The sequence below is a fragment of the Ellagibacter isourolithinifaciens genome (assembly GCF_008831035.1).
Taxonomy (GTDB): Bacteria; Actinomycetota; Coriobacteriia; order Coriobacteriales; family Eggerthellaceae; genus Ellagibacter; species Ellagibacter isourolithinifaciens.
The window spans coordinates 14,946-27,767 of record NZ_WAJR01000002.1 but is presented as its reverse complement, the minus strand read 5'-3'; the positions used below and the strand labels follow the sequence as shown (position 1 = coordinate 27,767).

At 60.7% G+C, this 12,822-nt stretch carries 15 protein-coding genes and 2 tRNA genes; all 17 read right to left on the bottom strand.

Annotated elements, in window-relative coordinates:
* Positions 1–119: 119 nt before the first annotated feature.
* On the bottom strand, positions 120–1,754 hold the full coding sequence (locus F8C90_RS11175; protein ID WP_246155728.1) for a bifunctional folylpolyglutamate synthase/dihydrofolate synthase: 1,635 nt from the start codon (positions 1,752–1,754) through the stop codon (positions 120–122).
* A 12-nt stretch (positions 1,755–1,766) separates the two neighbouring features.
* On the bottom strand, positions 1,767–2,489 hold the full coding sequence (locus F8C90_RS01345; protein WP_158048651.1) for a uracil-DNA glycosylase: 723 nt from the start codon (positions 2,487–2,489) through the stop codon (positions 1,767–1,769).
* Positions 2,490–3,842 (bottom strand): alanine racemase, encoded by a 1,353-nt coding sequence (gene alr / locus F8C90_RS01340; protein ID WP_425481723.1) that lies wholly within the window; start codon positions 3,840–3,842, stop codon positions 2,490–2,492. It lies immediately after the preceding gene.
* Positions 3,843–3,928: 86 nt separating this feature from the next.
* Positions 3,929–4,411: a MogA/MoaB family molybdenum cofactor biosynthesis protein gene (locus tag F8C90_RS01335; RefSeq protein ID WP_158048650.1), complete on the bottom strand. Its 483-nt coding sequence runs from the start codon at positions 4,409–4,411 to the stop codon at positions 3,929–3,931.
* A gap of 57 nt (positions 4,412–4,468) precedes the next feature.
* Positions 4,469–5,722 (bottom strand): molybdopterin molybdotransferase MoeA, encoded by a 1,254-nt coding sequence (locus F8C90_RS01330; RefSeq protein WP_158048649.1) that lies wholly within the window; start codon positions 5,720–5,722, stop codon positions 4,469–4,471.
* Between the two features lie 109 nt (positions 5,723–5,831).
* Entirely contained in the window at positions 5,832–7,133 is a 1,302-nt protein-coding gene (gene eno / locus F8C90_RS01325; RefSeq protein ID WP_158048648.1) for a phosphopyruvate hydratase, read from the bottom strand.
* A 160-nt stretch (positions 7,134–7,293) separates the two neighbouring features.
* On the bottom strand, positions 7,294–8,136 hold the full coding sequence (locus F8C90_RS01320) for an energy-coupling factor transporter transmembrane component T family protein (protein WP_246155727.1): 843 nt from the start codon (positions 8,134–8,136) through the stop codon (positions 7,294–7,296).
* A gap of 120 nt (positions 8,137–8,256) precedes the next feature.
* Entirely contained in the window at positions 8,257–8,802 is a 546-nt protein-coding gene (gene rplQ, locus F8C90_RS01315; RefSeq protein WP_158048646.1) for a 50S ribosomal protein L17, read from the bottom strand.
* 12 nt (positions 8,803–8,814) lie between these two features.
* Entirely contained in the window at positions 8,815–9,765 is a 951-nt protein-coding gene (locus F8C90_RS01310) for a DNA-directed RNA polymerase subunit alpha (protein WP_158048645.1), read from the bottom strand.
* A 29-nt stretch (positions 9,766–9,794) separates the two neighbouring features.
* Positions 9,795–10,391, bottom strand: coding sequence for a 30S ribosomal protein S4 (rpsD, locus tag F8C90_RS01305; RefSeq protein WP_158048644.1), 597 nt, complete (start codon positions 10,389–10,391; stop codon positions 9,795–9,797).
* 19 nt (positions 10,392–10,410) lie between these two features.
* Positions 10,411–10,809 carry a 30S ribosomal protein S11 gene (gene rpsK, locus F8C90_RS01300; protein WP_158048643.1) on the bottom strand — a complete coding sequence of 133 codons (399 nt, stop codon included), beginning with the start codon at positions 10,807–10,809 and terminating at the stop codon, positions 10,411–10,413.
* Positions 10,810–10,821: 12 nt separating this feature from the next.
* Positions 10,822–11,190: a 30S ribosomal protein S13 gene (gene rpsM, locus F8C90_RS01295; protein WP_158048642.1), complete on the bottom strand. Its 369-nt coding sequence runs from the start codon at positions 11,188–11,190 to the stop codon at positions 10,822–10,824.
* Positions 11,191–11,213: 23 nt separating this feature from the next.
* Positions 11,214–11,327, bottom strand: coding sequence for a 50S ribosomal protein L36 (gene rpmJ / locus F8C90_RS01290; RefSeq protein WP_012802562.1), 114 nt, complete (start codon positions 11,325–11,327; stop codon positions 11,214–11,216).
* A gap of 97 nt (positions 11,328–11,424) precedes the next feature.
* Positions 11,425–11,643 (bottom strand): translation initiation factor IF-1, encoded by a 219-nt coding sequence (gene infA / locus F8C90_RS01285; RefSeq protein ID WP_158048641.1) that lies wholly within the window; start codon positions 11,641–11,643, stop codon positions 11,425–11,427.
* 292 nt (positions 11,644–11,935) lie between these two features.
* A tRNA-Gln gene (locus tag F8C90_RS01280) sits at positions 11,936–12,009 on the bottom strand.
* 44 nt (positions 12,010–12,053) lie between these two features.
* A tRNA-Lys gene (locus F8C90_RS01275) sits at positions 12,054–12,129 on the bottom strand.
* Between the two features lie 105 nt (positions 12,130–12,234).
* Positions 12,235–12,822, bottom strand: coding sequence for a xanthine phosphoribosyltransferase (locus F8C90_RS01270; protein ID WP_158048640.1), 588 nt, complete (start codon positions 12,820–12,822; stop codon positions 12,235–12,237).

The following is a 12,822-nucleotide window of genomic DNA, read 5'->3' as shown; positions in this document are numbered from 1 at the left end:
TGGGAATTATTTTCGGTAATGCCACTTACAGGAAATCCCTCTGCAAGCGAACAGCAAAAGCCTAGCCCCGTCGCGCACAGTAGCCAAGCGCCGTATATGCGAAATGTTGTCGGGAAACCCTACGGCTGCAAAGAGTTGCTATCCGCAGCGCGAAGAAACGCCGCCTTGACATCGGCAATCGAATAGAGGCTGCCGAATGCGCAGATAAGGCCTTCGGAGCCGGCGATTTTGCGCGCAGCAGAGACGGCATCGTCGAAATCGCCCGCAACCTCAACCGTTGCGCGAGCGCCGAGTTCACCGCATGTCTCGCGAATCGCCTCAGCGAGATCGGCCGCATCGAGAGCACGCGGATTAGGCGGCGTCACGCACACGAAGGCACTCGCCAGCGGCGCGACTGCCCGTAGCATCGAGCGATAGTCTTTATCGGCAAGAATGCCCACAAGGAATACTGGCCGCTTATCGGGGAAAACATCCCGCAGCGAATCGACGAGCACGCCCGCGCCCTGCGGGTTGTGGCCGCCATCGATCACCACGGTCGGCATACCCGCCGGTTGATCAAGCACCTCGAAGCGCGCAGGCCACCGCGTCTCGGCAATTCCACGAGCGATAGCCTCATCGGGAATCTCCCAGCCGCGCTCGCGCAGCGCACCAGCTATCTCGATAGCCATCGCCGCGTTCGAGGGCTGATACGACCCCAAAAGCCGCGTCGCATACTCCCGTCCACGATACGAGAACTGACGCATGGGAACAGCACTCTCAACCTGCGACATGGGAGTTCGGTGGGCATCAATTGACGAACTCGCCTGTAGCTTCTGGGCGGGGACGGCGTGCTCCGCGCGCAGTTCCGCGGCGAAGCGAGGACTGTCTGAGCACGGAGTATGCCGTCCCCGCTCAGAAGCGGTCTCGCAGGTTGAGCCTCCCTCGGCCCCCACCTGGAGCTCTTGAGCACGAGGGGCGTGCTCCGCGCGCAGTTCCGCAGCGAAGCGAGGACTGTCTGAGCACGGAGTATGCCCCTCATGCTCAAGAGCGGTGCCGCAGGTCAACAGCGCAGCGCCCCTCGTCACCTTCCCCACCGAAAGCAGCGAGAAATCAGGCACGACGAGCTTGTCGCCCGCGCGCCGTGCCGCATCTTCCACCACTTCCATGGCGGAAGGCTCCTGCGGCCACGACACCACGGTTGAACCCTTCTTCACGATGCCCGCCTTCTCGTGGGCAATCTCGGCAAGCGTGTTGCCGAGCAGGTTCGTGTGGTCGAGCGCAATCGACACGATTGCCGCAACCTCGGGCGCGGCGATGACGTTGGTCGAGTCGAGCCGGCCGCCAAGCCCCACCTCGAGCACCACGATATCGCAGCTGACGTGCGCGAAATGCACGAGCGCCACAGCAGTCATCAGCTCGAACTCGGTGGGGTGCTCCCCGCCTTCCGCCTCCATCGCCTCGGCACACTCGCGCACACGAAGCGTTGCAGCCGTGAGGTCCTCATCCGAGATGTTGCGCCCGTTCACACGGATGCGCTCATGGAAGGTCTCCACGTAGGGGCTCGTGAAAAGCCCCGTCTTAAAGCCCGCCTCCGCAAGGATTGACGCCGTGAAGGCGCAGGTCGACCCCTTGCCGTTCGTGCCAGCGACATGGACGAACTTCAAGCGGTCCTGAGGGCGCCCCAGCCGATCGAGAAGCTCGCGGATGCGCTCAAGGCCGAGTCGGGACGTCAGCCAACGAGGCGTGTTGATGTATTCGATTGCGTCGAAAGGCATGCTTCCACCTTTTTAGAGAAGTTTTTGCTGCGAGAACGATTCATTCTCTTTCACTGGAGAAGGCTGCGGCGCAACCCCCAACTCATCAGGGGGAACAGCAGCGACCGAGCGCACTTGCGGCACCCTGTCTTCCCCACCTGGCTGCGAACCATCGGGGGCAGCGGCAACGATGCCAGCCTGTCGCAAAAGCTCGCCGAGCGTCGCAAAATCGTTCTCCAACGCCTCGCGCTTGCTGCCATCGTAGAGCGCGGCCGCGGGATGGTAGATCGGGAAGACGCTGAAGCGGCCCGCATGCTGCAAGGTTCCATGCAGCCGCGTGATTCCCACCTCGGTCTTCAGGATGAACTGCGTGGCGAACTTGCCGAGCGTCACGATGAAGTCAGGCATGATGGTTCGCGTCTGTTCACGCAGGAAAGGCGCGCACAGCTCGATTTCCTCAGGCCTGGGGTCGCGATTTCCAGGAGGGCGGCATTTCAGCACGTTCGCGATGTAAACGTCGTCGCGGGAAAGCCCCGCGATCGCAAGCAAGTCGTTGAGCATGTGCCCAGCGGCGCCCACGAATGGCTCGCCCTGCAAATCCTCATTGCGACCAGGCGCTTCCCCGACAAACAGCACACGGGCGCGAGGGTTTCCCACCCCGAACACCGTTTGCGTGCGCCCCTGCGAAAGCGGGCAGCGGCGACAAGCTTCCACCGCGGCGCGAATCTCGGGAAGGGGTATGTGCGGCTTGCCCATCTATACGTACACCTTCGGCAGGCGCATTCCAAAGGCGCAGGCCAGCTCGTAGTGGATCGTGCCGAGCTTGTTCGCCATGTCGTCGAGCGTCACCACGGAATCTCCCTGGCGGCCGACGATGACCACCTCGTCGCCGATCTGCGGGTCGAGGCGGCGGCGGGTGCCGTACGTGCGCAAATCGACCTCGAACATGCACTGGTCCATGCAGATGTTGCCGACCTGGCGCACGCGTGTGCCGTCGACGATGAAGTCGGTGCGACCGGAAAGACCGCGGTTCAAGCCGTCCGCATAGCCGACGGGCACCGTGCAGATCTTCACGCTGCCGGGGCTGCGGTAATTCAACCCATAGCTCACGCCCTCGCTCATGGGAAGCGTGCGCGTGTCGGTGATGCGCGCATGGACGCTCATCGCGGGCTTGAGGTTGATCATCGAGCGCGTTTCCTGGCAAGTGTGCAAGCCGTAGAGCGACACGCCCCACCGCACCATGTCGAAGTGGACCTGCGGATAGCGGACCGTCGCGGCGGAGTTCGCGCAGTGCACGATGCCGGGGTCGATGCCCACCTCGCGCAGTGCGGAAATCGCCTCCGTGAAGCGCTTCACCTGGATGCCAAAGTCGAGCGTTCCCTCGCAGTCCGCCGTCGCGAAGTGCGTGAACGTGCCCACCAGATCGAGCGCACGATGAAAGCTCACCTTCCGCATGAAATCGACCACATTGTCATAGCGTACGCCGATGCGGTTCATACCCGTGTTCACCGCCAGGTGGAACGGTGCGCGAATGCCGTACTCGTCAGCCTTCTCGGCGTAGGCAATGGCGAACTCGGGCGTGTAAATGGACGGCATAATCTTGTAGGCGAGCAGCAGGGGCGCCGCCGTCGCAGGAGGCTCGGACAGAAGCACGATTGGCGCCCCCACCATGCCCTCGCGCAGCTTGATGCCCTCGTCTACCGTAGCGACAGCCAGGTAGTTCGCGCCCGATTGCAACGCGGTCTTCGCAACACGCACGGCGCCGTGACCGTACGCGTCGGACTTCACCACGGCGAGAAGGCGCGTGCTCGGCTTGATGAGCGATCGCGCGACACCGACGTTGTGGCGGATGGCCGAAAGATCGACTTCCACCCATGACCAGCGACGATCGGTTTCAGGAATCAGGGCGAGCTGGTCGGGATCGAACACAGGCTTTTCCGCCTGCTCATCCTGGGCGCCAGCCGCGCTCGTCTCATCGGGGGTCATCGCGCCAGACCGCCGTGCAGATTGTTGTTGCTGCTGTTGAGCTTTGCGAGCGAACCCCGTGAAGCCGTTGATGAGCTCCTCCACCGCTTCCAAGCCTTTCTCGTAACCTGTTATCGGTTGCAAAGTATAGCACTCATGAAAAACGCGCCCGAGCAATCAGGCTGTTCGGGCGCGTTTCGAAACAAAGCGGCAATAAAGCGGCAGGGGAATTAGTGCCCGCCGCCGGCCATCATCTTTACCGCATGGGGAAGCGCGGCGACGATGCCGTCCCAATTCTCGCGGGCGGCCTTCTCGCTTCCCGGTAGGTTGATAACGATGGTGTTGCCGCGCTGCATGCAGATTGCGCGCGAGAGCATCGCGTAGGGAGTGATCTGCAGGCTGTGGTAGCGCATAGCCTCGGCAATGCCCGGAACCTCGCGCTCGCACACGTCGCGCGTCGCCTCGGGTGTGTTGTCGCGCGGGGACAAGCCGCTTCCACCGCAGGTGAGCACGATGTCAACCTTCAAATCGTCGGTGCAGCGCTTGATAGCGGCGGCGATGCCGGCGCGGTCGTCCTTCACGATCATGTGCGTACGGCAGGCCCAGCCCTGCTCCTCGATCAGCGATTCAAGCGCGTCACCTGCGGTATCACACTCGGGGCCGCGCGTATCGGAACAGGTGATGATGGCGAATACCGGTTTCTCGACACTCATGGTTTTATCCTTTCATCTTCCATCGGCGCCTCTGCGGCGCGAAATCGTAGGGTTCTTTTAGATCAGCACTTCCTCGGAGACGTCGAGCAACATGCAGTCGATCATCGAACCCGCTGCGCGAGACTCCAGCCCCTCGGGCATAATCGCCATGCAGTTGCTGCGCTGGATCGGCCCGAAAAGCCCCGAGCTCTGATTCTGCGCGGGGGTGACCAGATAGCCTTCGTCGTCTTTCGTGAGCGTCGCGCGCAAGAAAATGCGGCGCGGATCCTTCTTCTTGGTGTCCTGGGACAAACGTGCGCGAACGACAGGACGGTTGAAGTGGCTATAACCCTGCATCTTGCGCAGCGCCTGACGGACGATCATCTCGAAGCCGCAGTACGCCGCGGCGGGATTGCCGGGAAGGCCGAAGACGGGCTTACCTTTCACCAGGCCGAACGTCTGAGCTTTGCCGGGACGCATGTTCACGGTGGTCATGAGCAGCTCGCCCGTTCCCTCCACCACCGGCTTGATGAAGTCGAAATCGCCGTTCGCTGCACCGCCGGTCGTGACGACGAAATCATAGGTTTCCACCGCGTCGAGCACCGTCTTCTCAAGCGCCTCGTAGGTGTCCTCCACGATGGGAAGGATGGTGGGAATGCAGCCAGCAGCCTTCGCGCATGCCGCGATGGCAAGGCTGTTCGAGTTGCGGATCTTGCCAGCAGAGGGGACCTCGGAGGGGTCGATGAGCTCCGACCCAGTTGCCGCGATGGCGACCTTCGGACGTCGATAGACCGGCACCTGCAGCACACCGCACCCAGCAAGGAAGCCGACACCGGCGGAGGTGATGACCTCGCCTGTATGGACGATGACCTCGCCTGCATGGGCCTCTTCGCCCGCTTCGCGGATGTTGTTGCGCAGTTTAGTCGGGGCGGTGAAGGAAACGCGGCTGCCCGGTTTGCCGTCGCCCGACACAATGCCGACGATCTCGTACTTCACCACTGCGTCCGCGGCGTCGGGAACGGGCGCGCCCGTCATGATGCGCACGCACTGGCCTGCCTCGATCGGCCCGTCGTACACCTCGCCTGCACCAATCTCGGCAATGACGTCGAGTTTCACCGGCTCGTCCTCGCTCGCGCTCTCGAGCTCTGCCGCATGCACCGCAAAGCCGTCCATCGCCGAGTGCGCGAAGGGCGCGATATCGATGTCGCTCGCCAAATCGGCGGCCGACACACGGCCCACGGCGTCGAGAACCTCGACCACCTCCGTCGAAAGCGGCGCCACGTTCGCGAGAACGAGCGCTTGCGCCTCTTCCAGAGAAATCATCTCTGTCATCGAATCCCCTTTCATAGAAAAACGCGCCGCCGCGAAAGCGACGGCGCGCACACGTTCGATGGCACCTATTATAGCGGTTCGACTCGAAAGGCCACCGAGCGATTTCTTCTTACGCTTGCGGCACCTTGATGTTGTAGAACGCGGAAAGGCCTGCATATTCGGCCTGATCGCCCAGCTCTTCCTCGATACGGAGAAGCTGGTTGTACTTCGCGACGCGATCGCTTCGACACGGCGCGCCGGTCTTGATCTGGCCGGTGTTGCAGGCAACGGCCAAGTCGGCGATGGTCGTGTCCTCCGTCTCGCCCGAGCGGTGGCTCATGACGCACGCATAGCCCGCGCGCTTCGCCATCTCAATCGCCTCGAGGGTCTCGGTGAGGCTGCCGATCTGGTTCACCTTGATGAGGATCGCGTTCGCGCAGCCAAGCTGAATGCCCTTCGCAAGGCGCTTAGAATTCGTGACGAACAGGTCGTCGCCGACGAGCTGCACCTTGTCGCCGATGCGGTCGGTCAGCGCCTTCCAGCCGTCCCAATCCTCCTCGGCCATGCCATCCTCAATCGAGATGATGGGATACTTCTCGACGAGCGCTGCCCAGTAGTCGACCATTTCGGCGCTCGAAAGTTCGCGGCCTTCGCCCTTAAGCTCGTACTTGCCTGTCTCGGCGTTGTAGAACTCGGTGGAAGCCGGGTCCATCGCGAACATGATGTCGACGCCCGGCTTGTAGCCCGCGGCCTCGCACGCGCGGACGATGTACTCGAGCGGCTCCTCGTTGGTGGTGAAGTTCGGCGCAAAGCCGCCCTCGTCACCCACGCCACCGCCAAGGCCGGCGTCGTGCAGGACCTTCTTCAGCGTGTGGTAGATCTCCGCGCACCAGCGCAGCGCCTCGGCGAACGTGGGCGCGCCAACCGGCATGATCATGAATTCCTGGAAGTCAACGTTGTTGTCAGCATGCACGCCACCGTTCAGGATGTTCATCATCGGCGTGGGCAGCACATGCGCCCCGATGCCGCCGACGTACTTGTACAGGGGAAGCTGCGCTGATTCGGCTGCCGCCTTAGCGCAGGCAAGCGATGCGCCCAGGATGGCATTCGCGCCGAGCGCACCCTTGTTGTCGGTGCCATCGATCTCGAGCATCGTCGCGTCGATAGCGCGCTGATCCTCAGCCTCGAAGCCGATAAGGGCCTCGGCGATTTCCTCGTTGACATGGGCCACGGCGTCCATAACACCCTTGCCCATATAGCGATGCGTGTCGCAATCGCGCAGTTCGACAGCCTCGAATGCGCCCGTCGACGCACCGGAGGGAACCGCAGCGCGACCGAACGAGCCGTCGTCAAGCGCCACTTCAACCTCAACCGTCGGGTTTCCGCGAGAGTCGAGAACCTCACGCCCGAATACGTCGATGATCATGCCCATGCAAAACCTCCCTGAAGGATTCTTTTCGTCCGACCGACGCAAACGCGGCCGAAACCTAACAGGGAAACTATACCACTACAACCGCGTATAGCTTCGCACCCGCACCTGAACCGCCCGCCTGGGCGCGTCTGCGGGGAACGCACGCAGGCGAAACGGCGTTCTAGAAGAAGAGGGCGAGAAACGCACAGGCCGCAATACCGACGACGATTGCCGCCACCCCCCGAATGGCGAGATGCGATTCCTCAAGGGAGCTTCGACGCCCATCCTTCGTCGGAGCGCCGTAGCAACGTGCGTCCATGGCGGCAGCTAGACGATCTGCACGCCGGAAGAGCGCAACGAAGAGCGCGACGAACACGCGCCCCCATGCGCGCAGCGTCACGACAACGCCCGACCCCGAGAAACGGGCACATCGCGACCACTGCGCATCGTGAACCTGGCACAACTCCTCAGCCGTCACGGGAATGAAGCGAAGCGCGATCGAGATGGCGCACGCAGCATCATCGACGGGAAGCGGCGTGCGTTTGAGGGGAGCCATGAAGCTTGATGCCGCGCTCATCATCTCCGCCGAGGTCGTCGTGAAGCTCACAAGCAGACTTGCATACACCAAAATCACGACACGGATCGCGTTAAACGCCCCCTTGGCGAAGCCAGCGGGAACGAAGCCGAACGACCCCGCAAGGACAATGGGGTCGAACGCCGCAAACGGGGCAGCCATGGACACCTCGGCGTCTGAAAGGTATATCGGCAACGAAACATCCCCGGTGAAAGAGCAGAACGCAATGGCAACGGCAACCAAGACGTACGTCGGCGCCGCAAGCACGAAGACGCTTCTGAAGGGGACGCGGCTTATCGCGTGAGCAAGCGCGTACAGCACCGCAGCAATCGCGAGCCCCGTCCAGGTCTCAAGGAGAAACAGGGTGATCGAGTACGCGAGGAGCAGCGCGATCTTTATGCGCGGATCAGCCTGGTGGAAAGGCGATGTCCCGAAATGATATGTCTTCACAGCTAAATGCACGCAAGCAGTATACCGACTAAGCGCGCAGGACAGCGTTAAGTCGGCCCAAATGCAAAAAGAGAGCCGAGGCAATGCCTCGACTCTCTCGTACATCCCATAGGGGAAAGGCTACTCGGCCTTCTCCTCGGTTGCGGCCTCCTCGGCAGGAGCAGCTTCCTCGGCTGCAGCTTCCTCGGCGGGAGCAGCCTCTTCGGCAACTTCCTCAGCCTTAGCTTCCTCAGCAGCCTCGACCTTCTTCGGAGCAACCTTCTTAGCAGCCGGCTTCTCCTCGGTCTTGGTCTTCTTGGAAACAGGCTCAGTGCACAGCTCCATGATGACCATCGGAGCATTGTCGCCCTTGCGGAAACCCAGCTTCATAATGCGGGTGTAGCCGCCCTGGCGATCGGCGAACAGGCCCTGCTCAACCTTCTCGAAGATCTCGCGAACGAGCTCTTTGTCGTTGCCAAGAGCTGCGATAGCGAGACGACGGGAATGCAGGTCGCCCTTCTTCGCCCAGGTGATGATTTTGTCGACGTCAGGACGGATCTCCTTGGCGCGCGACTCGACCGTCTTGATGCGGTCGTTCAGGAAAAGGGCTTTGACAAGGCTGCGCTTCATAGCCTTAGTGTGGCTCCAGTCGGTGCCGAGCTTGCGCCCCTTCTTGTTGTGTCTCATGATCTCGGTCTCCTATTGCTTCAAATTGAGGTCCATGGAAATGAGTTTGTCCTTCACTTCCTCGATGGACTTCGCACCAAAGTTCCTGATGTTCAGCAGGTCGTTCTCGGAGAACTCGACGAGCTGACGGACGGAATGAATGCCAGCGCGCTTCAGGCAGTTGTAGGAGCGGACGGAAAGGTCCAGGTCCTCGATCTGCTTGTCGAGCTCGGCATTGGACTCCTGACCCTCGGGCGCGAAGATGGAGGGAGCTTCCTCCCCTTCTTCCTCGTCGGTATTCGAAAGGCTCAGGAACGCGCCCATGTACTGGTTCACGATGTTCGCAGCACGGCACACGGCCTCAGTCGGGGCGATGCTACCGTCGGTCTCGACTTCGAGGACGAGCTTGTCGTAGTCGGTACGCTGACCAACGCGCGTATCGGACACGTTCAGCGTGCAGCGGCGAACCGGCGAGAACAGCGAGTCGACATGGATGACCCCGATGGGATCCTCCGTGCGCTTGTTGCGCTCGGCGGAGACATAGCCGCGGCCGACGCCGATGCGAATCGTCATGTCGAGCGTGCCGCCGTCGGCGACCGTCGCGATGACGTGCTCGGGGTTCACGAGCGTGAACTCGGTCGGAACGTCGAGGTCGGCGCCGGTAACCGTGCACGGACCCTCGGCGAGCACGTGAGCAGTCGCCTCGGTGACGTCATCGTTCAGAGCCGAGAAAACAAGGCCCTTCACGTTCAGCACGATGTCGGTGATGTCCTCGATAACGCCCTCAGCCGTGGTGAACTCATGCTGCACGCCCTCGATCTGGATGGCGGTCGCTTTCGCGCCGTCAAGAGAGGAGAGCAGCACGCGACGCAGGCTGTTGCCAAGAGTATGGCCGTAACCGCGCTCGAGAGGCTCGACAATGTAGCGAGCCACCGTGTCGTTGACTTCTTCCGTTGTTACAGTAGGCCTCATGAACTCTGTCATGTTTTAAAAGCCTCCTTACTATGCTGCGATTACTTCGAGTAAAGTTCGACAATAAGCTGTTCGTTAATGTCCAAATCGATTTGATCGCGCTGCGGAAGGGCCAACACGTTGCCCTGGAGTTTCTCGATGTCAACCTCGAGCCAAGCAGGAACCTCGAAACGAGCGTTGGAAACGAGAGCGCTCTTGATGACGAGGAGCTCCTTGGATTTCGGAGCCACGGAGACGACGTCGCCGGCCTTCACGCGGTAGGAAGGAACGTCGACACGACGGCCGTTGACCATGATGTGGCCGTGGGTGACGATCTGACGAGCTTCCTTGCGGGTGCGGGCGAAGCCGAGACGGAAGATGACGCTGTCGAGGCGGGACTCGAGGATGCGCATCAGGTTCTCGCCGGTGATGCCCGGCATGGCCTTCGCCTTCTCGAAGTAGCCATGGAACTGCTTCTCGAGAACGCCGTAGATGAACTTCACCTTCTGCTTCTCGCGCAGCTGCATGCCGTACTCGGATTCCTTGCGGCGACGCTTGGGCTCGCGCTTGGAGGTTTTAGAGCTGCTGTACCCCAGCACAACGGGATCAAGGCCCAGCTGGCGGCAGCGCTTAAGAACCGGAGTTCTGTTAATTGCCATGGTTATATGATCCTTTCAACTACACGCGACGACGCTTGCACGGACGGCAACCGTTGTGCGGGATGGGGGTGCAATCCTGGATGCTCGCGATTTCGAGGCCAGCTGCCTGCAGGGAGCGGATTGCGGTCTCGCGACCGGAACCGGGGCCCTTCACGTAAACGGCAACCTTCTTGAGGCCGTGCTCCATCGCGGTCTTGGCAGCAGCTTCCGCAGCCATCTGCGCCGCGAACGGCGTGGACTTGCGGGAACCCTTGAAGCCGACGGTGCCGGCGGACTGCCAGGAGATCACATTGCCCTGAGGATCGGTGATGCTCACAATGGTGTTGTTGAACGTGGATTTGATATGTGCGGCGCCAACGGCAATGTTCTTGCGCTCGGAGCGCTTGATGCGCGCACGCACTTGTTTCTTAGCTGCCACTTATCTGCTCCCTTACTTCTTCTTGCCGCCGATTTGCTTACGCGGGCCCTTGCGGGTGCGTGCATTGGTGTGGGTACGCTGACCGCGAACGGGCAGACCCTTGCGGTGACGAAGGCCACGGTAGCAGCCGATTTCCATGAGGCGCTTCACGTTCTGGGAAACTTCGCGGTGCAGGTCGCCCTCAACCGTGAGGTTCTCCTGGATGTAATCGCGGAGCTTGCCGAGATCCTCTTCGGAGAGGTCCTTCACGCGGACGTCCGGGTTCACACCGGTTTCCGCAAGGATCTTCTTGGAGGTCGTGAGGCCAATGCCGTAGATGTAGGTCAAGCCGACTTCAATGCGCTTATCGCGAGGAAGGTCGACACCAACGAGACGTGCCATAGGTTAATTCCCCTTCTTTCTTCCTAGCCCTGACGCTGCTTATGACGAGGGTTCTCGCAAATCACGAAGACCTTGCCATGGCGTCGGATGATTTTGCACTTGTCGCACATTTTCTTGACCGAAGGACGTACCTTCATTTCTCAATTCCTTTCGGTTATGCGTTCTCTTCTATATACAAACGTCCAGCCGCAGACGTTATTGCCGAGATTCGGCGAGGAAAACCCGCGGTTCCCCCTACTTGAAGCGGTACGTGATGCGCCCGCGATTCAAGTCGTAGACGGACAACTCGACCGTGACCTTATCGCCAGGGAGGATCTTGATGTAGTGCATACGCATCTTCCCCGAAATGTGGGCCAGGATCTCGTGGCCGTTCTCGAGCTCGACCTTGAACATCGCGTTCGGCAACGCTTCAAGGACCGTGCCCTCAAGCTCGATGACATCTTGTTTCGCCAACTGTGCTCTCCTCTTAATGTGGACTTAAGACAGCAACACGAGATGATATCAAACATATGAAGTTATGTGGTAGATTTGAGCGTAAAAGCACACAAAACCAACAAACCTGTGGTTTTCGAAATACCTGCTTGCCAGGCCCGCGGTCATGCCGCGCGATTGTCGCTCCGCTTTATCCGGAGTGGAATCGCCAGGTATTCGCGCTTTCGAGAAGCGCAGCCGCCTTGTCGGCTTTTTTGACTGATGCCAGCTTGTTCCAACGGCCCCAGTCGATGCTGCTTTGCTGCATCCAAGATGGCTGGGGTACCAGGATTCGAACCTAGATAGCTGGTACCAAAAACCAGAGTCCTGCCATTGGACGATACCCCAGTCTGGATTGGTGCAGACCCAAAGCAGGTCTTACGCATTTGGAATGGTGGGCCGTCGGGGATTCGAACCCCGGGCCTTGGGATTAAAAGTCCCCTGCTCTGCCAACTGAGCTAACGGCCCTCTTATCCAATAGCGCAACTGTATATGCTAGCGATGCATCGATGCCGCGTCAAGGAAAAAGTTCGCGAATTCGCAGCAAGGAAATGCCACGCAAGCCGGTTTTATCTACGCGTTTTCGCGAAAGACGACCTCGCCGGTGTTGGGATCCATCGATTCGAGGATTGCGAGCGACTCCAGGTGATAGCCCTCCTCGCGCAGCTTGTCGCCTCCGTGCTGGAAGCCCTTCTCCACCGCGATGCCGATGCCCTCGACCGTGGCGCCCGACTCCTCCACCAACTCGATAAGGCCGTTCAGAGCACAGCCGTTGGCCAGGAAATCGTCGATGATGAGCACGTGGTCTTCAGGACTTAGGAACTTCTTCGAAACGATGACGTCGAAGATGCGGCCGTGGGTGAACGACTGGATCTTGGTGGAGTACATCTCGCCGTCGAGGTTGATGGACTGGGCCTTCTTCGCGAACACGACGGGCGCGTTGCCGAAATGGCGCGCGACCAGACATGCGATGCCGATGCCCGACGCCTCGATCGTGAGGATCTTGTTCACGGGCGCATCCGCGAACAATCGGGCGAACTCCGCGCCCATCTCGTCGATCAGGTTGACATCGATCTGGTGGTTGAGGAAGCTATCGACCTTCAGCACGCCTTCCGACTTGACGACGCCATCACGCTTGATGCGTTCTTCCAAAAGCTTCAT